The 23,485-nt window shown below is 66.5% G+C and carries 17 protein-coding genes; 6 read left to right on the top strand and 11 right to left on the bottom strand.

Features of this window, described 5'->3' with window-relative positions:
* Positions 1-79: 79 nt before the first annotated feature.
* The 5 genes from pbpC to KBA48_RS21560 all read right to left on the bottom strand — a co-directional run bounded on the left by pbpC (position 80) and on the right by KBA48_RS21560 (position 11,216).
* Positions 80-2,119 carry a penicillin-binding protein 1C gene (gene pbpC, locus KBA48_RS21580; protein ID WP_292910250.1) on the bottom strand — a complete coding sequence of 680 codons (2,040 nt, stop codon included), beginning with the start codon at positions 2,117-2,119 and terminating at the stop codon, positions 80-82.
* Positions 2,116-7,059 carry an alpha-2-macroglobulin gene (locus KBA48_RS21575; protein WP_292910248.1) on the bottom strand — a complete coding sequence of 1,648 codons (4,944 nt, stop codon included), beginning with the start codon at positions 7,057-7,059 and terminating at the stop codon, positions 2,116-2,118. Before KBA48_RS21575 ends, pbpC begins: the two co-directional genes overlap by 4 nt.
* 338 nt (positions 7,060-7,397) lie before the next feature.
* Complete coding sequence (locus KBA48_RS21570) at positions 7,398-8,918, bottom strand: peptide ABC transporter substrate-binding protein (protein WP_292910246.1); 1,521 nt, start codon at positions 8,916-8,918, stop codon at positions 7,398-7,400.
* A gap of 2 nt (positions 8,919-8,920) precedes the next feature.
* A complete protein-coding gene (locus tag KBA48_RS21565; protein ID WP_292910244.1) occupies positions 8,921-10,228 on the bottom strand; it encodes a winged helix-turn-helix domain-containing protein in 1,308 nt (435 codons plus the stop codon).
* A 160-nt stretch (positions 10,229-10,388) separates the two neighbouring features.
* Entirely contained in the window at positions 10,389-11,216 is an 828-nt protein-coding gene (locus tag KBA48_RS21560; RefSeq protein WP_292910242.1) for an alpha/beta hydrolase, read from the bottom strand.
* A 177-nt stretch (positions 11,217-11,393) separates the two neighbouring features.
* Here KBA48_RS21560 and KBA48_RS21555 point away from each other — a divergent pair, with 177 nt between their 5' ends.
* From KBA48_RS21555 to KBA48_RS21530, 6 genes are all read left to right on the top strand, one after another.
* Positions 11,394-13,874, top strand: a complete 2,481-nt coding sequence (locus KBA48_RS21555; protein ID WP_292910240.1) for a winged helix-turn-helix domain-containing protein — start codon at positions 11,394-11,396, stop codon at positions 13,872-13,874.
* Positions 13,875-14,012: 138 nt separating this feature from the next.
* A complete protein-coding gene (gene purQ / locus KBA48_RS21550; protein WP_292910238.1) occupies positions 14,013-14,702 on the top strand; it encodes a phosphoribosylformylglycinamidine synthase subunit PurQ in 690 nt (229 codons plus the stop codon).
* Entirely contained in the window at positions 14,699-16,921 is a 2,223-nt protein-coding gene (gene purL / locus KBA48_RS21545; protein WP_292910236.1) for a phosphoribosylformylglycinamidine synthase subunit PurL, read from the top strand. Before purQ ends, purL begins: the two co-directional genes overlap by 4 nt.
* Before the next feature lie 175 nt (positions 16,922-17,096).
* Entirely contained in the window at positions 17,097-17,336 is a 240-nt protein-coding gene (locus KBA48_RS21540) for a BolA/IbaG family iron-sulfur metabolism protein (RefSeq protein ID WP_102113638.1), read from the top strand.
* A 113-nt stretch (positions 17,337-17,449) separates the two neighbouring features.
* Positions 17,450-17,788 (top strand): Grx4 family monothiol glutaredoxin, encoded by a 339-nt coding sequence (gene grxD / locus KBA48_RS21535; protein WP_292910232.1) that lies wholly within the window; start codon positions 17,450-17,452, stop codon positions 17,786-17,788.
* 349 nt (positions 17,789-18,137) lie between these two features.
* Positions 18,138-18,428 (top strand): hypothetical protein, encoded by a 291-nt coding sequence (locus KBA48_RS21530; protein ID WP_292910230.1) that lies wholly within the window; start codon positions 18,138-18,140, stop codon positions 18,426-18,428.
* Between the two features lie 70 nt (positions 18,429-18,498).
* Here KBA48_RS21530 and KBA48_RS21525 read toward each other — a convergent pair whose 3' ends face one another.
* The 6 genes from KBA48_RS21525 to KBA48_RS21500 all read right to left on the bottom strand — a co-directional run.
* Positions 18,499-18,930 carry a DoxX family protein gene (locus KBA48_RS21525; RefSeq protein ID WP_292910228.1) on the bottom strand — a complete coding sequence of 144 codons (432 nt, stop codon included), beginning with the start codon at positions 18,928-18,930 and terminating at the stop codon, positions 18,499-18,501.
* 200 nt (positions 18,931-19,130) lie between these two features.
* On the bottom strand, positions 19,131-19,745 hold the full coding sequence (gene rpsD / locus KBA48_RS21520) for a 30S ribosomal protein S4 (protein WP_292910226.1): 615 nt from the start codon (positions 19,743-19,745) through the stop codon (positions 19,131-19,133).
* 212 nt (positions 19,746-19,957) lie between these two features.
* Positions 19,958-21,127 carry an amino acid aminotransferase gene (locus KBA48_RS21515; protein ID WP_292910224.1) on the bottom strand — a complete coding sequence of 390 codons (1,170 nt, stop codon included), beginning with the start codon at positions 21,125-21,127 and terminating at the stop codon, positions 19,958-19,960.
* A 123-nt stretch (positions 21,128-21,250) separates the two neighbouring features.
* On the bottom strand, positions 21,251-22,150 hold the full coding sequence (locus KBA48_RS21510) for a DMT family transporter (RefSeq protein WP_292910222.1): 900 nt from the start codon (positions 22,148-22,150) through the stop codon (positions 21,251-21,253).
* A 45-nt stretch (positions 22,151-22,195) separates the two neighbouring features.
* Positions 22,196-22,969, bottom strand: a complete 774-nt coding sequence (locus tag KBA48_RS21505; RefSeq protein ID WP_292910220.1) for an RDD family protein — start codon at positions 22,967-22,969, stop codon at positions 22,196-22,198.
* A gap of 51 nt (positions 22,970-23,020) precedes the next feature.
* The coding region (locus tag KBA48_RS21500) for a hypothetical protein (protein WP_292910218.1) at positions 23,021-23,485 on the bottom strand (465 nt) is incomplete at its 5' end.

Raw genomic sequence — 23,485 nt, 5'->3', positions numbered from 1 at the left:
CAAACAGAATGCGGACAGCCGCTGGTATATGCCGCCGAAGCCGATAAATTCCGATGGGTCGGAATTTATGGTACTGATATTACGGCATCGTCGGCACCTGCACCCGGATGGCGGCACTGGCCCGCTGGCCCGTGCTGTCCATCACCGTCAGGCGGGAAAAGCCAGCGCCAGCGGGCCGCCAGAACCGGCTGTCATCGGGCAGGGGGACATTGTCCGCCACCCAGCGATAGGGCGGCCTTCCCCCCGCCGCCGAGAGAGAGACGCCATCCGCCAGCGCCTCCACCTCCGCCCCGTCGGGCGGGAACAGGATGCGCAGCCGTTCGGTCCGCTGCGCCACGGGCCCACCCCCGTCCAGCCGGGCCAGCCCCGGCGGCGGGGTGGCGCGCAGCAGGGCATGGTCCGGTTCCGGTGCCGGGGGGCGCGGCTGATCGGGCGGCAACAGGTCGAACACCCGGAACATCAGGGGGGCCGCCGCCAGCCGCCCCGCCGCCCCAGGCCGTGGCGCGCCATCGGCCCGCCCGACCCAGACGGCGACGGTATAGTCGCCCGACACGCCGACGGTCCAGGCATCGCGGAACCCGAAGGAGGTGCCGGTCTTGAACGCCACCCGCCGCCGCCCGGCAATGCCCTGACCACCGGCCAGCCCGTCAGGAAGCGGACTATCGCGCAGCACGCCCAGCACGGCCCGCGCCGCCGCCGCCCCCACCAGCCGGCCCCCGGCCTCCGCCTCCGGCCGGTCGATCCGGGTGCGTAACGGCTTCGTCACCCCGTCATCACCCAGCGCGGCATACAGCATGGCCAGATCGGTCAACCGGATGCCGACCCCGCCCAGCGCCAGGGGCAATCCCGGTTCCGCCGCCGGGGGTAAGGACAGTTCCGCCCCCGAAATGGTGAGAAGCGCCGTCATCCGCGCCGGTCCCACCCGTTCCAGCACCCGCACGGCCGGGATGTTCAACGACCGCTGCAACGCCTCCCGTGCCGTCACCACGCCATGGAATCCATCATCGAAATTGCGCGGCAGCCAGTCGCCGAACCGCTGCGGCGCATCATCGATCAGGGTGCCGGGATGCAGCGACAGATCATCGAAGGCCAGCGCATAGATGAAGGGTTTCAGGGCCGATCCCGGCGATCGCACGGCCCGCGACAGGTCCAGTTGCCGTGCCCGCCAGTCGCCGCTGCCCAGATGGGCCAGGATGCGCCGGTCGGCATTGGCCAGGACCAGGACGGCCAGATCGCCCCCCGGCTCCATCCGCGCCAGTTCGGCACGGCCCACCCCTTCCAGGGCACGCTGCAGGTCGGCGCGCACGCCCGTGCGGATCACGGCCCCCGGCCCTTCGCCCCCCGCCAGCCTTTCAGCCAGATGAGGGGCCAGGGCGGGCAGGGGCAGCATGGCGGTGGGCAAGGGTTCGTCCCGTGCCGCCGCCGCCACATCCACAGCGATCAGCCCGGCGGCCACCGCCCGGTCCAGCACCTTGGCCCGCGCCGCCCGTGCGGCATCGGGAAACCGGTCGGGGCGCAGCCGTTCCGGCGATTGCGGCAACGCCACCAACAGCGCCGCCTGCGCCGGGGTTAACTGCCCCGGTTCCTTGCCGAACCATGCCAGCGACGCTGCCCGCACCCCTTCCAGCGGCCCGCCGAAGGGCGCCAGGCTCATGTAAAGCGACAGCACCCCGTCGGCGCCCAGCCGGCGGCGAATCTGCAGCGCCCGCGCCGCCTCGGTCAGTTTGGCCCCGAAGGTGCGGGGCCGTGGCGACAGCAGGCGCGCGGCCTGCATCGACAAGGTGGAGGCCCCGGAAATTACCCTTCCATGATAGGCGGCCTGCATGCCCGCGCGCAGGATGGACAGCGGGTCGACACCGGGATGCCAGTCATGCCGCCGATCCTCCATGGTCAGCAGCATGGCGCGGTACAGCGGGTCGACCTGACCTTGATCGGTGGCCAGCCGCCACGCCCCCTCCGCTGTGGGAAAGGCGCGCAACAGTTTGCCGTCACTGTCCAGCACCTCTGCCGACCGCCCGTCCCATCGCGCCATATCGGGCGGCAGCGACAGATCGGCAATGGCCAGCCCCGTTGCCAGCGCCGCCACGGCCCCGGCAATGGCGGCGCGGCGCCTGTTCACTCAGCGATCTCCAGCCGGCCCATGGCTGTCCGCGCCTTCACCTTGGGCACATACATATGTTCGGCCACGGCGGCGGGCAGGGCGAAGGCGCCCGGCGTCACGGCCCGCACCGCATACGCGACACGGAAGCCCCAGCGTCGGTCCAGAGCAAAGCCAGACACACCGATGGCCCCCTTGTCATCCTCGCGATAGACAGGAAGCGGCACGGCGGCCACGAACCGGTCGTCGCGCCCTTCGGCGATATTGGGGTCGGTCAACCGGCCCAGCCAGCCATATCCCGCCTGTTCCGGCCGGATCACGCCCTCCACCTCCAGACCCGCCGGCAGCAGGTCCAGGATGGCATAATCGCCCCGGATCGCGGCCTCAATGGCGTTGCCCTCCACCACCACGATGATACGGTCATTCTGCTTCACCTTGGCAGGGTCCACGGGCTGGCCATCGGTGCTGTACAGGCTCTTGCGCAGGGTGATGCCGGTTTCCGTCGCCGGCACCGGCTCCACCGGCACGCCTTCCACCGACAGGGTCCGGTACAGCCCGGTTTCCCCCTGGTTGGCCAGCGTCACCCCGGCGCGCAACCGGTCGGGGGCCACCGGCACCGACACCGGATCGCCATTGCCCAGCGGCGCACCATCGATGGCGACCGACAGCTTGGCCCCCTTGGGTGCCAGACCGGCGGCGGTGCGCAGCATCCAGGCCTTTTCCTGGGTGTTGGTGTCCTCCGCGCGGCTGTCCAGCATCTGCACACTGTCCAGCAGGGCGGGAATGCCGGCCCCCCGGCCCCCGGCCGCCATCAGGCTGGCCACGGCATAGGTGTCGCGCAGGCGGCTGCCGTAAGTGTCCGTGCGGACGGGCACATTGGCCGGCTTGCCCGTGCGGCGCGCCGTCTCCCGCGCCCGCTCTTCCTCTGCCTCCTTGGCGGCCCAATCCTTCAGTTGTGCCTGCGCCGCCGTAAAGGACTGGCCAGCCCGCGCCCGTTCGCCCACGGCGTCCAGCGCCGCACCCAGATGGGCAGCCGCCAGGGCTTGGTCGGGCATGTTGCTGTCATGGAAATAACGCAGGTCGCCGGCATTGGCCTTGCCCTTGCGGGCCAGGACCCAGGACGCATAGGCCCGGACCGCCGGCGGATAGGACCTTGTGGCGGCACTGCCCAGCCATTGCCGGCCCAGCAGCAGCGCATCGGCCGGCACGACAAAGCCCTGATCGGACGCCAGTTCCAGGAAATCCATGGCAAAGACCGACATCCAGGGATCGGCCGCGTCCCCATGCTGACCCCACATGCGGAACCCGCCTTCCGGGTCCTGCATGGACAGGACGCGGTCCACGCTGTCCTGCACCCGGTCGGCGATGGCCTGGTCCTGGCGGGTGCCGGCCATCAGCGCCAGATCGTTGAACCAGAGCAGCGGCATGGCCCGGCTGACCGTCTGTTCCAGACAGCCGAACGGGTAACGGTCCAACCAGCGCAGCATGCCCGGCACGTCCAGCCCCTGCCAGCGCGACACCGACAGGGCCACGCTCTCCGTCCCCGGCACCAGCCCGTCCAGAAGATCGGCCGGCAGCACCAGATTTTCACCCGGCGCCAGGGTGGCCACCATCTCCCGCGTCACGGGCAATTGCGGCGGGCGCACCTGGATGGGCCAGGCTCGATCCACCTTGAACCCGCCGGGACCAGAGACGCTGAGGCTGACGGTCCCGATGCCCGCCGCCGTCCCGTCCAGGGGCACGGTGAAGACCTGCCGTTCACCCGCCGCCAGATCGATCGTGCGCTCCACCTGTCCGCCTGCCACCGGACCCCGGGCCGATACGGTCAGGCGATAGGCGCCCGCCGCCCCTTCGACATTGTGCAGCAGGACCGTTGCTCTTCCCTGGTCAGATGGCGACAGGAAGCGCGGCAGGATCAGTTCCGCCACCACCGGGTCCCGCACCGTCAGGCGCGTTTCCGCCGACCCCAGCTTGTCCGTATCCCAGGCGACCGCCATCAGGCGCAATTCGCCCTGGAAATCGGGGATGGTCAGGGGAATGGTCGCCTTGCCGGTCGCGTCCAGCGCCACGATGCCGGAGAACAGGGCCACGGTGCGGGTCGGAACCACGTCCAGCCCGCGCCCGCCGAACCCGTCGCCGCCCTGATCGTCGCCCTGCGCCTGCGCCCGGATCAGGCGGCCGTAATCGTCCCGCATCGACACGCCCAACTGCCGTTTGGCCAGGAAATAATCCTGCGGCTTCGGCGTGGCGAAGCGGGTCAGTTGCAGGATGCCCTGATCCACGGCGGCCAGGGTCAGGTGCGCCTGTTTGCCGGCGCCGGCCACCGAAACCGGCACCTGGATCGTCTGGCGCGGCAGCACCTTCGGCGGGGCCGCGATGGCCACGTCCAGGGTGCGGCGACCGGCATCCAGGCCCAGCCAGGCCACGCCCACGGCGCGCACTGGCGCATGGCCCAGTTGCGGGGTCAGCGGCCGGTAGAGGGTGACCAACGCATAGGCGCCGGGACCCCAGTCGGCCCCCACCTTCACCTCCACATCGGTACCACCGGCGGGCACGGCGATGGTGCGGGTCTCATGCACCGTCTCGTTAGCGATGACCAGCAGCGCCTCGCCCGCCGCCTCACTGTCGATGCGCAGGCGGGCCGTGTCGCCGGGCGCATACCCGGCCCTGTCGGCGGCCAGCTTCAACCGGTCGGGCCGGTCTGGCCCGCTTTCGCCATACCAGCCGCTGGAAAAGGCCACAGCGGTTTCCGCCTTGCTGGCCGCGTCGGTTACCACCAGCCGGTATCCGCCCCAGGTCACCGCCTGCGACAGGACCGACGGCTTGTCGGCCGTCACATCCAGCGTCCCGCTGGCCACCACCTTCTCCCGCGGCACGCGCTGGTATTTCCAGGCGCCGCCGCTGCGGAACCATTGCCAGGTGGAGGTATCCTTGATCATCCGCCAGGACAGGCCCTTGGCCGCGACCGGGTTGCCATCGGCATCCACGGCCATCACCTCGAACCCGGCCTTCGCCCCTTCCGGCACCGCATCTTCGAATTGCGGCCGGATGCCGATGGACAGGGGCGTCACCGGCACCGGGACATAGACATGTTCCGCCGTGGCCCGGCCCCCCGGTTCCCGGATGGCGACATAGATATCGGCGCGCAGCGGCTGCGTGCCCGGCACCTCGGCCGGTACCGTTCCCGTCACCCGGGTCTTTCCCTCGGGATCGGTTTCTTCGATGGTCAGGTCCACCGGCTCCACATCGAACGCCTCGGCCGCAACACCCCAACGGAAACCCTTATGCCGGGGGAAGGGGGCCGGATCGGGTTCCAGGGTCAGTTTGGCCTCGCCGGCCAACGCGGCACCCGGCGCGCCATACAGGAACCTTGCATTCACATCCAGCGACAGCGCCTCGCCGGGCGACAGCCGCGCCGGCTTCTTGTCGATGGCGACTTCCAGGCGTTGCGGCACAAAATCCTGCACCTGGAAGCGTACCGATCCGATGGCGGGGCCTTCCGGATCGGCATGGGCGGCGGCTTCCCACTGGCCCCGGTTGGCGCTGACCGGCAGGGTGATGGACAGGTGTCCCGCCGCCCCGCCCTGGTCGGGCACTTCGAAGCGCTGATGCTCCTTCCCGTCGGGCCGGTTCACCTTGATGGTCAGCCGGCGGCCGGGCAGGGCCATGGCTTCCTGGTTACGCAGCAGGGTGGTCAGTTCCACACTCTCCCCAGGGCGATAGATGCCGCGTTCGGTGTAAAGGAAGGCGTCCGCCGCACCGGCGGGACGGCGCCCGTCCACGCCCCGGTCGGACAGATCAAAGCCGGGCCGGCGCAGATCCAGGAAATTGAAATCCCCGCCGGCGCCATAGGCCATGATCATGACCGGCGCCATGCCGCCCTCGCCGCGCAGCAGGCCGGCATCGAATCGCGCCATGCCCTTGCCGTCGCTTTTCACCTCGCCCAGCACCTCGTTATTGCGGGCGACCAGGGACAGGCGCACACCCGACAAGGGCTTGGCGCTGGCCAGCGACCGGATGGACAGGGTCAGTCCATCATCGCCCCGGAAACTGGTGACACCCAGGTCCGACTGCACAACCCACTGGCCAGCCTGTGGCCGGTAATCATCGGAATAATAATAGTCGCCTTCATCGCCCTGGCGCGGCGCGTCCGGGTTGGACGCGACCAGAAGATAGGCGCCGGGTTCGGTCTTGCCCACGGCCTCGGTCAGGGGGAAAAGGGTGGTGACGGCGCTGTTGCGCGGTCCCTGCACGGGGATCTCCCCCTGCCAGACCAGCCGCCCCTCATCCTCCTGCACGTCGCGCGCGCTATAGGGATAGATGCTGCGCTCATCCACGAAATCCTGGCGCATGCGGGCCAGCATGCGGTCGCCGACGCGGTACAGCTTGATGGACAGCCGCTCGACATTGACCGTCGTGATGGGCAGCCCGTCCCCCGTCTCGCGCGGGAGAATGAAACCTTGTCCCAGCGCCACGGCCGGCGGCCGGTCGTTCAGCGCCAGGGTGACGTTCTGCGCCTCGGCCAGGGTGCCGCCATTGGCGGCGGCGGGCAGGCCCGGCCGCAGACCCACATCATATTCCCGGCCGAATCCCAGACCCGACAGGCACAGCTTCTCCCGCGCCACCCGGAACCCGGCCTTCACCTCTGCCGGAAGGTCGACATAGTCGGCGTAATTGACGCCGCCCGTCTCATCCAGCGGCTTGCTGAACACCAGACAGGCCTCCGCCACGGCGCCGCCCGCCTCCGTCGTTACGCGGGTGAAGCGGAAGATGCGGTCATCGGCCACCGGGGCCACACTGGTGGCCGTCACCGGCTTGGTGCTGGGCGGGGCTACGGTGTCGGCAACGGTTGTCGCCGTCTGCCCCCCGTCCCCGCGCAGGGCCTTCCAGCCCGCATAAGCCCCCACCGCCACCGTCGCCACAATCGCGACCGACAGCGCCACCCGCTTCGAAACCGGCATAATGTCCCCCGCACACCCGATGCGGAAAACAGAGTGCCAAGAGCATTATGGCAAGACAACGGTCGGTTGGCAGCGGGCGTGGAATTGACCCGATTTCGTTTCCGCCGATTGCGCGCTGAATTCGGAGGAGATGACAGATCCCCTCCGAACTCTGTGAAACATCATGCAACCATTTGCGGATAAAACAGCAGCCATTCGGAGATGCAGCACTGCCAACTCCGGGCATCTGAAACGAAGTGAAACAGAAAATCGTGTTTTACGGCTTCATTCGGAGAGGGATGCAAGTCCGCTCCGAATCAGGGAGAGCGCGTGCGTCATCAGAATGTGCGCTGATTTTATCAGTGGTCTGCGCCAGGCGCCAGAGATAGAAGCCGCACGGGGTGGATATCATAGAGATTATCCTGCCAGCCGCGCACGGCGGGTGACACCATGTGCAACGAACTGCCCTGGAACAGCGGGATGAACCGGCGGCTGTCCAGCACCTCCTGTTCCGCCCGGCGCAGCTCCGCCTGCTGTGCCGCCGGGTCGGTGGCGGTCAGGGTGAAGGAGGGCGGCAGGAAGGAGGCCAGCATCTGCGACGGGGAATAGCCGATCCAGGTATTATAGAGGAAGCCCTGGAAATCCCGCTGGGCCAGACGGGTACTGACCATGCGGGATTCAACGCCGACCAGTTCCGTCTCCACCCCCAGAACCTGTTTCCATTGGGCGGCGATGGCGACCACACGTTGCCTTATCGCCTCGGCACCGGCGAAGACGATCTCCACGCGCGGCGGCGGCCGGTCCGGACCGAACCCGGCGCGCGCCAGTGCGGCGCGGGCGGCGTCGCGTCGCGCCTCTCCCTTCGGTCCCGCGTCGGGGGCGGCGGGTCGGCTCCAGAGGGTCGCTGGCACCAGGCCATAGGCTGGTACGCTGCGCCCCTGGCTGGCGGCGGTCAGTTGTTCACGGTCCAGCGCCAGATCCAGGGCCAGCAGGAAATCGGGATTGCCGCGCCACGCCGGCCCGTCGGGATTGGTGGCCAGGGCGGACAGGCTGGTCCAGGGATGGACATGCAGGGCATCGGGGCGTTCCGCCCGCGCCCAGTCCAGCATGGGGGGCGGTACGGCGCTGGTGATGTGCAGGTCGCCCGCGCGGAACAGGTTCAGTTCCAGTTCCGGCCGTTCCGCCACGCGCATCTCCACCCGGGCCAGCGCCACACCGGCCCGGCCGTGCCAGGTATCGGCGCGTTCCAGCAGATAACGTTCCTGCAGCCGATGCTCCACCAGCCGGAACGGGCCATTGCAGGTCAGGTTGGTGGCGTTGGCAAAATCCACGCCCTTGGCGTCCAGGGTCGGGCCATGGACGGGCAGGGTGATGCGGTGGGCCAGGATCGTGTCGAAATCAGCCAGCGGCCGTTCCAGCCGCACCACCAGCGTGCGCGTATCGGCGGCCTGAACGCCCAGCCGGTCGGGCGGCAGCCGGCCGCGCCGGATATTGGCGGCATTTTCGACCCCGTCCAGCAGATCGGCGATGCCCGACCCCGTGGCGGGATCGACCGCCCGGCGCCAGCCGCGCACAAAATCCGCCGCCGTGACAGGATCGCCATTCCACCAGCGGGCGTCGGGACGGAGATGGAAGACCAGGGTCAACCCATCAGCCGACCGGTCGCTGCGCGCCGCCACGCCGGGTATCGTGCGTCCGGCCCCGTCGCGGGTCAGCAGCCCTTCACACAGATCCAGCAGCAGACGGGCCGCGCCGATGGACACGCCGCGATGCGGGTCCAGCGTTTCCGGTTCCGGCCCGATGCCGATGCGCAGTGGGTCGGCCGCATGGGCGGCACCGGCCAGCCCTATTCCCGCGCACAGGGCGACAAGCAGACGCATGCTCAACCCGCCTGTGCGGCACCGGCCCGGACCAGCGGGTTCAGCACAAAAACCTCCCCAACCCGGTCCAGCATGGATTTGTCGTAAAGCCGGGCCAGACCGGTTTCGCCTGCCGGTGCTTGTGCGGTCGCCAGCGCGCAGGAGGCCTCATCCGCCGTGAAGCCGCCGGGCAGGGACGATAGGACCGTCAGCGCCTGGCGTTCGGCATCGGTCAAGAGGCCCAGGGCCCAGCCCATGGCGGCCCCCAGGCTGCGGTGGCGGGCCGGGCCCTGGCGGCGCATGCCGGGCAGGGCGCGTATCGGGTCGCGACTGGCCTCTGCCGTGGCGCGCAGGCCCAGAAGGCTGGCGGCGCGCGCCCCGATCTCCACCCCCAGCGGCACGCCGCCCAGATGGCGGCAGATGCTGGCGATGGCGGGCACGTTTTCCGCGTCCGGGGTGATCTCCAGACCGGCGGCATTGGCGGCCGCCAGGAACAGGCTGGTGGCCGGGCTGTCCGGTGCGTCATCGGGCAGGGCCAGCGGCGACAGGCGCACGCACCAGGGGCGCAGCCGCCGGTGGCCGATATGGGAGGTGACCAGCACGCCCAAACCTGCATTTTCCTCCACCAGACGACGGATCAGATCCAGGGCGCCACCCCCCAGCCGCTCAGCGCCGTCCAGCAGCAGCAGGCTCTGACGTCCGGAAAGGGCGGCAATGCCGTCATCGACACCCATGGCGGCAGCGATATGAGCCGCCAGCCCGTCCGCGTCGGCCAGCGCTACGTTTGCCAGAGGCACCAGCCATTGACCGTCATGGAAATCCCCGGCCAAGGCCTGCGCCGCGGCACAGGCCAGCCGGGATTTGCCCGTGCCCGCCAGACCGGTAATCACCAGCAGCCGGTCACGGCGCAGCCGTTTCACGACATTGGCCAGTTCCACATCCCGCCCGGACAAGGGCAACAGCGCATGCGGGATATTGCCGATAATGGCCGGTGCCGGCACGGCCAGCCGGTATCCCCTTCCATGGACGGTCAGGATGACGGAACCATCCGCATCGCCGATGGCGGCGCGCAGGCCGGATATCTGTACCGCGACATTGGCCGGATCGACGATCTGTCCCGGCCAGACCCGATCCAGCAACTGTGCCGCCGTCACTTCCTGTCCCGCCTGTTCCGCCAGCGCTGTCAACAATGCCGTTGCACGTCTTCCCAGGGGAACGGGGGCACCGCTGCGGCTCATCAGCCGTCCCTGGCCCCGATCAAACCGGTACGCGCCCACCGCCAGTTCCAGCGGGGCCGATCCGATGCCAGCAGGGTGTGTGGCCGAGGACATCGCGTCTTTCGCTTTCGTCAGGCAGGCCTGATGGGGGAATACCGCAACGCGGCGGAACCGCTATTAACCGTCGTTTCAATAATGAACACAAGTACCCGGAAGGACGGGTGACCGCACATCGGTGCCGCCACCCGTCCGCCGCCCTTATCCCCCGCGCGCCTTATCCCCGCGCGAAGGCCAGCAGGTCGGCGCTCAGCCGGTCCTTGTGGGTGTCGGTCACGCCATGCGGTCCGCCCTCATACACTTTCAGTTCCGCGTGCGGCACCAGACGGGCCACGGCGCGGCCGGCGGCATCGATGGGCACCACCTGATCGGCATCGCCATGGATGACCAGGGTGTGCAAGCCGTCGAACGATTTCAGGTCCTCGGTGAAGTCGGTTTCGGAGAAGGCCTTGATACAGTCATAGGTGGCCTTGTGGCTGGCCATCATGCCCTGCATCCAGAAACTGTCGATCATGCCCTGCGACGGCTTGGCGCCGGGCAGGTTGAAACCGAAGAACGGGCCGGATGCGATGTCCTTGTACAGTTGCGACCGATCGGCCAGGCTGCCGGCGCGGATGCCGTCGAAAACCTCCATGGGCAGACCGGCGGGATTGGCATCGGTCTTCAGCATCAGCGGCGGAACCGCGCCCACCAGCACGATACCCCCGACCCGCGCCTTGCCATGGCGGGCGACATAGCGCGTCACCTCGCCCCCGCCCGTGGAGAAGCCGACCAGGATGGCATCCTTCAGGTCCAGCGCCTCCATCAACTGCGCCAGATCGTCGGCATAGGTGTCCATGTCGTGGCCATGCCAGGGCTGGCTGGACCGCCCATGGCCACGCCGGTCATGGGCGATGGCGCGAAAGCCGTTGCCGGCCAGATGCAGCATCTGGTTTTCCCAGCTGTCGGCGTTCAGGGGCCAGCCATGGCTGAACACCACGGGCCGCCCCGCGCCCCAATCCTTGTAATAGATCTGTGTGCCGTCATCGGTGATGATCGTGCCCATGGAGTTTCTCCGGATATGTGCTGGCTGCTGTACCGGCCCTTTGCCCGGCATGGGACGGGTCGGAGGCCAAAGTATTCCGCTGGAAACCCGATTTGGCGTGTTAAAAGACATAAAATCGCTTCCAGCCTCGGCAACGGGCGCTACTTATTTCAGATTATTGACGAAATCGATTGGATCATGGCCGAGACAAAGCCGGTTTCCCTCACCCTCGACCTGCTTCACCGGCGCCTGCTGCGGGATGGCGCGCCGGTGCCGTTGGGCGACCGTGCCTTCGACCTGCTGGCGGTGCTGGCCGAGGCGGCGGGAGAGGCGGTGACGGCCGAAAGCCTGATGGCCCGCGTCTGGCCCGGCATCAATGTCAGCCCCGGCAACCTGCGGGTCCAGGTGCGGGCCCTGCGCCGCGCGCTGGGTGATGGCGCGGTGGAGAATGTGCCGGGCGTCGGTTACAGGCTGCATCTGCCGTTGACGGGGCAGGAGACGGGCCTGGCCGCAACGGCAGTCGACACGCTGCTGGGCCGCGAGGAGGAACTGGATCGGCTGCGCGTGATGCTGTCCCGGTCGCGCCTGGTCACCATCGTGGGACCGGGCGGGGTGGGCAAGACCAGCCTGGCGCTGGCCGGTGCCGCCCGGATGCAGGCGATGCGCGGCGTGCATGTGGAACTGGCCCCCCTGACACAGGGGGGCGACCTGCTGCCCGTCGTGACGGCGGCGTCCATGTCGCTGCGTCTGGTGGGACCGGATGTGAAGGGCGCGGTTCTGCGGGCGCTGGCGGAACGGCCGACCCTGCTGCTGCTGGACAATGCCGAACATCTGCTGGACGAGGTGGCGGGCTTTGCCGAGGAATTGCTGGGCCAGTGCCCGGAATTGCGCATCCTGCTGACCAGCCGGGAACCACTGGGACTGGCGGGGGAGCAGTTGCTGCATCTCTGCCCCCTGGAATGCCCGCCGCCGGGGGAGGAGGGTGCCGATGCCATCCGCACATATCCGGCGGTGCGGCTGGTCCTGCGTGAACATGCCAGTGCGGGATGGCCGGCGCCAACGGATGATCAGATGCCCGCCCTGGCCCGGCTGTGCCGGCATCTGGACGGGTTGCCGCTGGCCCTGCTGCTGCTGGCCGCGTGGATGCGCGATTGTCCGGTGACGGATGTGGAACGCGTGCTGTCCGGCCGCTTCCAGGATCTGCCCCTGCCGGCGGAGGCGGGCTCGCGGCACGGCAATCTGCACCATATGCTGCGCTGGAGCGTGGAGGCTTTGACCCCGGACGAGCGGTTGCTGCTGGGCCGGCTGGCCGTCTTTGTCGGCACCTGGCCGGTGGAGGCGGCGGTGGCGGTCTGTGGTGGTTCGCCGCTGAACGCGGCAGCCGTGCCGGGGCTGGTGGCCGGACTGGTCGCACGCTCGCTGGTTGCGGGGCCGATCCAGACGCGGCAGAAAGGCCTGCGTCTGCTGGAGACCATCCGTCACCATGTGATCGCCCGCGATCCGGAATTGGTGGAGCGCGAAGGGTTGCGGTTGCGGCTGTGCCAATGGCTGTCCGGTCATCAGCGCCGTCACATGCATCTCAGGGGGCAGAGCGGCTTCCACGTGCCGGGCATGCTGGCCGATGTCGCAGACATCAGGGCCATGATGACCTGGGCTTTGGGTGGCGGTGATGTCTTGGCCGGGCAGATATTGGCGCTGGACAGCTATCGCCACTGGAATCAGGCCGGTCCTTTTATGGAGATCGCCGATTTCCTGATGCGGGCCTGGGCCTTGTGCGGGCCGCAGACGCCGCCCGTGATCCGCGCCCTGCTGGGGCTGCTGTTGCACGGTGAAGGTTTGTCGGTGCGCCTGCCGTTGCATGCCGACCGCGGCCGTTATGCCAGTGAAGAACTGGAAGCCGCCGTTGCCACCATGCGTGGTGCGGATGTGCCGCCGGTCTGGGCCATCGATGGTCTGATGTCGGCGGGCTTCATCCGCCGCTATGTGGGCGATCAGCGCGCCTGTCTGGCATTGTGGGAAGAGGCCGTGGCCATTGCCGATCGCCATGAGGTGCCGGCCGACATGGTGCGGCATCGGTCGCTGCTGGGCTGGTTGCGGGCGGAACTGGGGGAGATGGAGCAGGCACGCGTGGAATTCGCCCGCGCGCTGGTCGCTGCGGAACGGCATGGTGTGCCCCGCAACCTGACGCTGATGCGGCTGGCCGATGCGGAGTTCAATGACGGACAGATCGACCGTGCCATTGAGGTGACCCGCGAGGCACTGTCATCGGGGGAATCCATGACGCCGCCCTTGCACCAGACGCTCCTGGCCAACCTGGCCTCCTATCTGTTGCTCCAGGGGCGGTTGACGGAGGCGGTCGAGCAGGCGCTGCCGGCCCTGAACATCATGATGCGATATGATTACAGCTATGCCCAGCCCTGGGCTTTGGAACGCGGGGCGCTGATCGCCGTGAGTCTGGGCCGGCAGGAACTGGCACTGTCGCTCGCCGGGCTGGCGCGGCGGCTGCTGGACGCCGGAAACATGCGCCGGGCCGCGGCGGAGCGGGAGGTTCACGCCCGGATTTCCGCCGGTCTGGCCAGCGTCAACACCCCGGAAAAAGTGCTGGATCTGGCCGATGCCCTGCGGCATCTGCGCGGCTTTTACGAAGAGGTGCTGGCCGCTGAGGCCACCCGCCGATAACGCCGCCCTGCCATGGCCGTGCCGGGTGGCCCCCGATCTTGCATTGAGCGGGCGTCGGCATTAGGGTCCCGCCGCATCGGGGGGCCGTCCCGGTGACGGTCCGCCGCCTTCCCTCCACCAACGGAACGGGTTCGCGGGATGAAGTCCGCCGTCATCGTCTTTCCTGGTTCCAACTGTGACCGCGACATTGCGGTTGCCTTGGAACAGGCTTCCGGCAAGAAGCCCCACATGGCCTTCCACAAGGACACGGACCTGCCGGACGTCGATGTCATCGCCGTCCCCGGCGGTTTTTCCTATGGCGATTATCTGCGCTGTGGGGCCATGGCCGCCCATTCGCCCATCATGAAGGTGGTGAAGGAACGCGCCGCCAAGGGCGTGCGGGTCGTCGGCATCTGTAACGGCTTCCAGATCATCACCGAGGCGGGTTTGCTGCCGGGTGCGCTGATCCGCAACAAGTCGCTGAAATATGTGTGCCGCACTGTCGGCCTGCGCGTAGAGGTGACGGACAGCGACTTTACCCGCAAATATGCCAAGGGCCAGGTGATCGGCATTCCGGTCGGTCATGGCGAGGGCAATTATGTCGCCGACGAGGAGACGCTGAAGCGTCTGGAGGGCGAGGGGCTGGTGGCGTTCCGTTATGCCGCGCTGCCGGGCCAGGACGCCGATCAGGCCAATCCCAACGGTGCGACCAACGACATTGCCGGCATCTTTAACGCCCAGCGCAATGTGCTGGGCATGATGCCGCATCCCGAACGCGCCTTCGATCCGCTGCACGGCAATACCGATGGCCGTGCCTTCTTTGATAGTCTGGTGGAGACCCTGTCGTGAGCGCCCGCAAGGAACCCGTTGTCAACGAGGCCCTGGCCGCCGAACACGGCATCAAGGCCGATGAATATGTCCGCCTGCTGGAAATCGTCGGCCGTCAGCCGACCTTCACCGAGCTGGGCATCTATTCCGTGATGTGGTCGGAGCATTGCTCCTACAAATCGTCGCGCGTCTGGCTGAAGAAGTTCCCGACCACGGCCCCCTGGGTCATCTGCGGTCCGGGCGAAAATGCCGGCGTCATCGATATCGGTGACAATCAGGCCGCCATCTTCAAGATGGAGAGCCATAACCACCCGTCCTATATCGAGCCCTTCCAGGGCGCGGCGACGGGCGTGGGCGGTATTCTGCGCGACGTGTTCACCATGGGCGCGCGGCCCATCGCCAACCTGAACGCCCTGCGTTTTGGCGAGCCGGACCATCCCAAGACTAGGGCGCTGGTCGCCGGCGTCGTGTCGGGCATCGGCCATTACGGCAATTGCGTCGGCGTGCCCACGGTGGGCGGCGAGACCAATTTCCACAAGGCCTATAACGGCAATTGCCTGGTCAACGCCATGACCGTGGGCATCGCCGATCAGGACAAGATTTTCTATTCCAAGGCGGCCGGCGTTGGTAACCCCGTGGTCTATGTCGGGTCCAAGACGGGCCGCGACGGTATTCATGGCGCCACCATGTCCTCGGCCGAGTTCACCGAGGATAGCGAGGCCAAGCGCCCCACGGTGCAGGTCGGCGATCCGTTCACGGAAAAGCTGCTGATCGAAGCCTGCCTGGAACTGATGAACACCGACGCCATCCAGTCCATCCAGGACATGGGCGCCGCCGGCCTGACCTCCTCGTCGGTCGAAATGGCGGGCAAGGGCGGGTTGGGGATCGAGCTGCATCTGGAAAAGGTGCCGCAGCGTGAGACGGGCATGACGCCCTATGAGATCATGCTGTCGGAGAGCCAGGAACGCATGCTGATGATCCTGAAGCCCGGTTCCGAGGATGTGGCCCGCGCCATCTTCGAGAAGTGGGAACTGGATTTCGCCGTGATCGGTCACCTGACCGATACGGGCCGTTTCGTCCTGAAGATGAACGGCGACACCTATTGCGATCTGGAACTGGCCCCGCTGTTCGACGCGGCCCCGCTGTACCATCGCCTGACGGAAGAGACGCCGGCGCAACCGGCCCTGGACCTGGACGAGGATGAGCTGTGGCCCGAAGACCTGTCGCTGGGCGAGATCCTGACCAAGCTGGTCGCCTGCCCCGATCTGGCCTCCAAGCGCTGGATCTGGCAGCAATATGACAGCCAGGTGGGTGCCGATACCCGCTTCCTGTCGGGGCAAGCCGACGCCGCCGTGGTTCGCGTGCATGGGACGAACAAGGCGCTGGCCATGTCGTCCGATGTGACCCCGCGCTATTGCTTCGCCGACCCGGTGCAGGGTGGGCGTCAGGCCGTGGCGGAAAGCTACCGCAACATCTCCGCCGTCGGCGCATTGCCGCTGGCCATCACCGACAACATGAATTTCGGCAATCCCGAGAAGCCCCGGATCATGGGGCAGTTCGCGGGCTGCGTCGAAGGCATGGCCGAAGCCTGCCGCGTGCTGGATTACCCGGTCGTGTCAGGCAACGTGTCGCTCTACAACGAAACCAACGGCGTGGGCATCCTGCCGACCCCGACGGTGGGCGGTGTCGGCCTGCTGGCCGATGGCCACAAGGCGGTGGGCCTGGGCTTCAAGAATGACGGTGACGTCATCCTGCTGGTGGGCGAGACCGAGGGTCACCTGGGCCAGAGCCTGTATCTGCGCGAGATTCTGGGTCTGGAGGAAGGTCCCGCCCCGGCGGTCGATCTGGAAACGGAAAAGCGTCACGGCACCTTCGTGCGCGATGCCATCCAGGCCGGCCTGATCACCGCGTCGCATGACGTGTCCGATGGCGGTCTGCAGGTGGCGCTGGCCGAAATGGCCATGGCCGGGAACAAGGGCGCCGACCTGTCCGGCCTGGATGGCTGGCACGTGGCGGAGCTGTTCGGCGAGGATCAGGGCCGTTACGTCCTGACGGTCAAGCCGGCCGATCTGGAAGCCGTGGAGACCAGGGCCGCCGAGGCCGGGGTCACGCTCTCCCGCATCGGCACGGTCGGCGGCGACGCCCTGACGGGCGCTTCGGGGGCCATTATTTCGCTCGCGGATCTGATCGCCGCTAACGAGGCTTGGCTGCCGAACTATATGAATGGCAAGGTGGGTTGAGTACCACCCTGCGGCCGCCTTTTAACGTCATTCCCGCGCAAGCGGGAACCCAGCGTGAGCGGCGATAGCCGCGACATGATTCATATCGGCGCTAAACGCGCCTCATGCTGGGTCCCCGCTTGCGCGGGGATGACGATGGGGAGTGCGGGGCGGCTTATTGAAAAGGACCCGACCCATGGCGATGCACGCATCCGAAATCGAGGCCCTGCTGCGCGAGGCGTTTCCCGACGCGGTCGTCCGTATCGACGATCTGCGTGGCGATGGCGACCATTACGCAGCCTATGTGGAAAGCCCGTCCTTCAAGGGTAAAAGCCGCGTGGCCCAGCATCAGGCCGTCTATGCCGCCCTGAAGGGCCGCATGGGTAATGAGTTGCATGCCCTCATGCTGACCACGGCAGCCCCCAAGGACGCATGATTGGGCTGCCGAACGAACCCCCTGTTAAGGGACGGCGTTCGGCGCTATATGTCGGGGGATTTGCCATGGCGCCGCAGGGGCGGGGACCTGGCACTGCCAAGGAAGAGTGACAGATGGACCAGACGGTTGCCGAGCGCATCAAGCGCGACATCGCTGACAATGACGTTGTGCTGTATATGAAGGGGACGCCCGTGTTCCCGCAGTGCGGCTTCTCCGCCGCCGTGGTGCAGGTGTTGAGCCACCTGGGCGTCAAGTTCAAGGGCATCGACATCCTGGTCGATCCGGCCCTGCGCCAGGGCATCAAGGAATTCACCAACTGGCCGACCATCCCCCAGCTCTATGTGAAGGGTGAGTTCTTGGGCGGTTGCGACATCGTGCGCGAGATGTACGAGACGGGTGAGCTGCAGGACCATCTGCGTGAAAAGGGTGTGGCTTTCGCCGACGCCGCTTAATCCAGCGCAAGTCTTTATATCAGCGGCACGAAATCATGACCGATGGTCAAGCTTTCGTGCCTCTCAATCGCCGGCGGGCGCATCCGCGCTCTTGGCTACGCGGCATGGGCCGCGCGGCGGCAATCGCCGCCGTACCATCAGTCAAGAATTTTGACCGATGGTATCATTTGACAGGGGGATTCCCGAAAGGGAGGCCCCTTTTGTTTTTTGAACATCCGTTGCTGACATTCATATCGTCATTGCAATGAGTAGTATAAATATAAATCATTGCAATCTATTTTCTATGAAATGCCTGTCTTATGGTTAATATCTTCCTCTGGAGCTGATATTCATTTAGGGGAGTTTAGATATGCGTTGTATTGGACTGGTTCTGGTGCTGCTTATTCTGGCTGTGCATTCGGTCGCAGCGCAGGATAAAGCGACAGAAAAGACCGAACCCATGGTGCAGAAGGCGCCGGAAGAAAATGACGCCAGCCGCTTGATCTGCAAGACGGCCAAGGAAACCGGATCGCGGGTGAAGCGCAACCGGATCTGCAAGACCCGGCAGGAATGGGACGACATGCGGCAGAACACCAACAAGCAGTTGGACGACTATTCCAAGCAGGCGCCCCCCAATCCACTGCCTTCCACGTCGGGCTGAGAGCCGACCCAACGCAAAATGGGCCGCCCCGAGATGGGGCGGCCCTTTCGCTTTGAGGAAGGGCAGGGGATCAGACCTTCTTCGCCAGCAGATTATCCACGGCCACGGCACCGGCGCCATGACCCGCCAGGATCAGGAAGCCACCAGCCATGGAGACGTTCTTCCAGAACATGATCGACTGGAAATAGGCCATCTGCGCATCCGTCACGGCCCAGTAATTATGGAACAGGATGGCGGAGAGGATCGAGAAGCCGGCCAGGACCAAGGCTGCAGCGCGGGTCTGGAACCCCGCGATGATGAAGGCGCCGCCCACCAGTTCCGTCACGATGGCGGCAACCAGCAGCAGGGCGGAGGGCAGGGGCAGGCCGGCGGAGCCGACATAGGCGAGGCTGCCTTCCCAACCTGTCACCTTTGACAGGCCGGAGGAGATGAAGATCGCGGCCAGCAGCACGCGGCCGGCGACGGGCAGATATTTGGCATTGTTGGCGATCAGCGTATTCATGATGGGTTCTTTCAGGCTTTCAGGTGAGTGGCGCCGGCAAGGGGCGCCGTCGTCTTGAGATGAAAGCTACGCCCAACGAACCATTGCGACAATGCGCGCTGGATATAATTAATTGTCGCGGAAAATGGGACAATGTGGGCAACAAAAAAGGCCGCATCCCGAAGGACGCGGCCTGATCTGCTGCCCGAAGGCGCCCGGACTTAGCGCGAATAGAATTCGACGACCAGGTTCGGTTCCATCTGGGTCGGGTACGGAACGTCGGCCAGGTTCGGGGCGCGCAGGTAGGTGCCCTTGAAGTTGCCGGTGTCGACGGTCACGTAATCCGGGAAGTCACGCTCGCCGGACTGGATCGATTCCATGATGAGGGCGAAGTTCTTGGCCTTGGCGCGAACCTCGACCACGTCATTATCCTTCACCTGATAGGAGGGGATATTGAGACGCTTGCCGTTCACCAGGATATGGCCATGGTTAACGATCTGGCGGGCCGAGAACGGGGTCGGGGCGAACTTCATGCGATAGACGACGGCGTCCAGGCGGCGCTCCAGCAACTGGATCAGGTTCTCGCCCGAGTCACCCTTGCGGCGAACGGCTTCCTGGTACAGCTTGCGGAACTGCTTCTCGCCGATATTGCCGTAATAGCCCTTCAGCTTCTGCTTGGCCATGAGCTGCAGGCCGTAATCCGACGGCTTCTTGCGACGCTGACCATGCTGGCCGGGGCCATATTCACGCTTGTTGATCGGGGACTTGGCACGGCCCCACAGATTGACGCCGAGGCGGCGGTCGATCTTATACTTGGCTTCCTGACGCTTGCTCATACCAAACTCCATTATGCCGGCCGGTTCCGGACGGCGTTGTTGTCCCGGTAGTTCCCTGCCCTTTGACCGTTGGACGGTTCCAAAAGACAAAAACAGGGACGGGGCGCCAAAATGACCGGCGCCCGCCTTCCCAGGAATGGTGGCGGGTATAGTGGATGGCGGTGGCCCTGTCAAACCCGTTGGCGCGGGCCACCGCGCAACCCACACTCTACTTAGAGACAGGCCGCCAGCGCCTGCGCGAACCGGGCGGCGGTTTCCACCGACAGGCCCGCGATATTGATGCGGCCGGAGCCGGCCATATAGACGGCATGCTCTTCCCGCAGGCGTTTCACCACATCGGGCGACAAGGGCAGCAGCGAGAACATGCCCCGCTGCTGATCCACCCGGCCCAGCACGCCGCCATGGGAAGCCAGGGCGGCGCGGATGCCCAGCAGCCGGTCGCGCATCGTGTCCAGTTCCAGCTTCCAGTCGGCGGCCAGGACGGGGTCATCCATCAGCGTGGCGACGACAGCCCCGCCATGGTCGGGCGGCATGGACCAGTTGGCCCGCGCCAGCGCCAGCATGTTGGAGGCGACACGGTCGGTATCGGCGGCGGACCCGGTTTGCACGAACAGGGCCCCGACACGGTCGCGATAGACGCCGAAATTCTTGTCGCAGGAATAGGCCAGCACCGCTTCCGGGCAGGCATCCATCACCAGCCGCACGCCGGCGGCATCTGCCGCCATGCCCAGGCCCAGCCCCTGATAGGCCAGATCCAGGAAGGGCACGATGCCCCGCGCCGACAGGGTTTCGGCGATGGCCTGCCACTGATCCAGGCTGAAATCGGCACCGGTCGGGTTGTGGCAGCATCCGTGCAGCAGGGCCACGTCACCGGCCTGCGCCCGGTTCAGCGCGTCCATGACCGCGTCGAAGGTGATGGACTGGCTGGCCGCGTCGAAATGTTTGTAGGTCTGCATCTTCAGCCCGGCGGCGGCCAGGATGGGCGGATGGTTGGGCCAGGTAGGCGTGCCAACCCAGACGGTGACGCCGGGACGGCTGGCCGCGATCAATTCCGCGCCCAGACGCAGGGCGCCGGTGCCGCCCGGCGTCTGTACCCCCGCCAGCTTTCCGCCCAGTTCGACATCGCCCAGGGCCAGACGGGCCATATGGCGGGCGAAGGCGACATTGCCCTCCGGCCCCAGATAGGACTTGCTGTCCTGGGCCTCCCACAGCTTGCGCTCTGCCGCCTTGACCGACCGCATGACGGGCGTATTGCCGGCATCGTCGCGAAACACACCCACGCCCAGATCGATCTTGGCCGGTCGGGGATCGTTGCGGAACATGTCGATCAGGGCCAGAAGGGCGTCGGCAGGCTGTTGGGCCAGCGGCTGGAAGAAGGACATCGGAACCTCGGGTCGGACAGGAAATGGTGCGGGCACAGGATAGGCGTTCGCGTGCGCAATTACTGTGCGAAGTGGCGATGATCCGGCTGTGTTGTGCCGGCAAACCACGGTTGCGGTGACAAATTATTGCGCCGGTCGCCGTGTGGCCAGCCAGATGCCCGGCAGGACAAGGGCGATGCCGGCCAGATGGAACGGCTCCAGCCGTTCGCCCAGCAGCAGGGCGGCCAACGCCGCATTATAGAGCGGGGTCAGGTAAAGCGTCATGCCGGCCCGGCCCGGCCCGAACACCGTGACCAGCCGCCCATAGACAAGGTAGGAGGCGATGCCGGGGATAATGGCCAGGAAAAGCAGGGTGGCGATGGTGCGGAACGACGCGTCCGCCACCTGTCCCATGCCCATTTCCAGCCCATAGAAGGGCAGCATGGCCACCACCCCGCCGGCACAGATGCCGGAGAAGCGGGCGAAGGGGGTGAGGCCGGATGCGCGGTGGCGTAGCAGCAGAGAGTAAAAAGCCCAGCCATTAGCGGCCAGCACGATCCAGAGGTCACCCGCCGTGAAATGCAGATGCAGCAGCGCCTTTGGGTCCCCCTTGGCGATGACGGTGACGACACCCGCCAGGCTGATACCTACACCCAGCGCCTGCACCCCGCTGACCCTCTCCCGCCAGAACAGCCGGCCATAGAGCACGATCAGCACGGGGGCCGACGCATAGATCAGGCTGATATTGGTGGCCGTCGTGGTCTGCCCCGCCAGATAGACGGGCGCCCCGCAGATGCCCATGCCCAAGGCGCCCAGCAACAGGAAACCGCGCCAGTCACGCCGCAATTCCGGCCAGCCGGCAATCAGTTCATGGCGGATGAAAGGGGCCAGGATCAACAGCGCCAGGGTCCAGCGCCAGAACGCCATGGCCACCGCCGGTATCTCACCCGCCACAAACCGTGCCGCCAGCACATTCGACCCGAACAGCAGGGGCGAGGCGGCCAGCAGCAGGAACCAGGAGAAAAGGGAGGCTCGGTTCGACATGCATAGCGCTATAGAGCCGGCCTGCCCCGATTGCCAAGTGCGGGTTCAGGACAGGTGCCATACGCTGAACCGGTGAAACACCATATTGGCCAGGACCTGTCCCGCCCCGTCGATCAGGAAGATCAGGACCGCACAGAAGAACAGCCGGCTGTATCGGTCTTCATCCTGATAGACATCCGTGCCTGCCGCGTCGTCCCAGCGTGTCGGCAGGGCCTGAGCCAGCCGTTCCTTGGCATGATACATTGTCGCGATATCGACCAGGGGCAGACCCAAGGCGAGCCCTTTCAGCCATAAAAGCCATTGCCGCCGAACCAGTGTCGGCAGATCGGGCCGCCTGCCATCCAGCCGGCGGACACGCAGGCCCAGAAATGCCTTGCCCGGCGTGGTGCCGATGGTGGCCAGCAGCGCGGCTTGCGCCATCAGCCCGACAGGCAACACAAGCAGAAAGCCCAGGAATCGAGTCCCGTCCCGTTCCAGCCGGAAACCTGCAAGGGCCAGGAGCAATGTCAGAATGGCCTTGACCAGGTAGATATCCAGCCATTGCGCCCAGAATCGGCTCCAGGCACCGGCCAGACGGGGGCGAATGGCTGTCGGAAGGGAGATGGGGGCGGCATCCCGCACCTGCGGGGCAATGCGACTGTCACCTTCCTGACCGCTAAAGGCGGGAAGTGTGCCGGCACGTGCCCAGGCCATCAGCCCTGGTGTCCAAAACCACGTTCCCGTATCCAGTTTGCCGCTGGCCAGCAGGTCCCGCAGATGTTCCATCGGCAGCGGGCCGTGTTGCCTGCCGCCGCGCGCGTACCACCATTCCTGTGTCATACCCATCCCCCACCGGCCGCCGGACGAAGGTGACGGTTTCGTGGGGGATCGTCAACGGGTTGTGATATCCTGCCGAATATCGTGTGCAAGGATCATGCGGTCCAGCCGTGGCTCCATACGGATACCGGCGCGTACAAGCCAGCGGCCCTGGGCGTGCATCACGGGTATCCAGGCCACGTCATTATACAGGATGCGGGTGACGTCCTGCAGCATGCGGTTCCGCGTGGCCTCGTCCGGTTCGGCCTGGGCTGTGTGTAATTGCTGGTCAACCCGGTCGTTACTGTAACCGCCGTAATTATGGGCGCCGCGACCCCCACCTTCCATGCCCCGGCCCAGCAGGGCCAGCAGCGAGTCCGCCATATTGCCCGGATTGAAAATCCAGCCGCCGTAGAACAGGTCGAAATCCCCCGCGCGCAGCCGTTCCAGGTATCGTTCCATCGGCTCCACCTGCACCTTGGCGCGCACGCCGACCATGGCCAGGAAATGGGCGATTCCATCTCCCACCTTGGCCTGCAT

Source organism: Niveispirillum sp. (genome assembly GCF_017996735.1).
Taxonomy (GTDB): Bacteria; Pseudomonadota; Alphaproteobacteria; order Azospirillales; family Azospirillaceae; genus Niveispirillum.
Note: the sequence above shows the minus strand (reverse complement) of the source record. Positions and strands in the feature narration are given on the sequence as shown.

Excerpts from the sequence above, each read along its gene's own strand:
- KBA48_RS21515 (WP_292910224.1), bottom strand. The coding sequence starts at position 21,127 with ATGTCCTTCTTCCAGCCGCTGGCCCAACAGCCTGCCGACGCCCTTCTG.
- KBA48_RS21560 (WP_292910242.1), bottom strand. The coding sequence starts at position 11,216 with ATGGGCACGATCATCACCGATGACGGCACACAGATCTATTACAAGGAT.
- grxD (WP_292910232.1), top strand. The coding sequence starts at position 17,450 with ATGGACCAGACGGTTGCCGAGCGCATCAAGCGCGACATCGCTGACAAT.
- KBA48_RS21530 (WP_292910230.1), top strand. The coding sequence starts at position 18,138 with ATGCGTTGTATTGGACTGGTTCTGGTGCTGCTTATTCTGGCTGTGCAT.
- KBA48_RS21575 (WP_292910248.1), bottom strand. The coding sequence starts at position 7,059 with ATGCCGGTTTCGAAGCGGGTGGCGCTGTCGGTCGCGATTGTGGCGACG.
- KBA48_RS21565 (WP_292910244.1), bottom strand. The coding sequence starts at position 10,228 with ATGTCCTCGGCCACACACCCTGCTGGCATCGGATCGGCCCCGCTGGAA.
- purQ (WP_292910238.1), top strand. The coding sequence starts at position 14,013 with ATGAAGTCCGCCGTCATCGTCTTTCCTGGTTCCAACTGTGACCGCGAC.
- KBA48_RS21510 (WP_292910222.1), bottom strand. The coding sequence starts at position 22,150 with ATGTCGAACCGAGCCTCCCTTTTCTCCTGGTTCCTGCTGCTGGCCGCC.
- KBA48_RS21570 (WP_292910246.1), bottom strand. The coding sequence starts at position 8,918 with ATGCGTCTGCTTGTCGCCCTGTGCGCGGGAATAGGGCTGGCCGGTGCC.
- KBA48_RS21525 (WP_292910228.1), bottom strand. The coding sequence starts at position 18,930 with ATGAATACGCTGATCGCCAACAATGCCAAATATCTGCCCGTCGCCGGC.
- KBA48_RS21540 (WP_102113638.1), top strand. The coding sequence starts at position 17,097 with ATGGCGATGCACGCATCCGAAATCGAGGCCCTGCTGCGCGAGGCGTTT.
- KBA48_RS21505 (WP_292910220.1), bottom strand. The coding sequence starts at position 22,969 with ATGACACAGGAATGGTGGTACGCGCGCGGCGGCAGGCAACACGGCCCG.
- KBA48_RS21555 (WP_292910240.1), top strand. The coding sequence starts at position 11,394 with ATGGCCGAGACAAAGCCGGTTTCCCTCACCCTCGACCTGCTTCACCGG.
- rpsD (WP_292910226.1), bottom strand. The coding sequence starts at position 19,745 with ATGAGCAAGCGTCAGGAAGCCAAGTATAAGATCGACCGCCGCCTCGGC.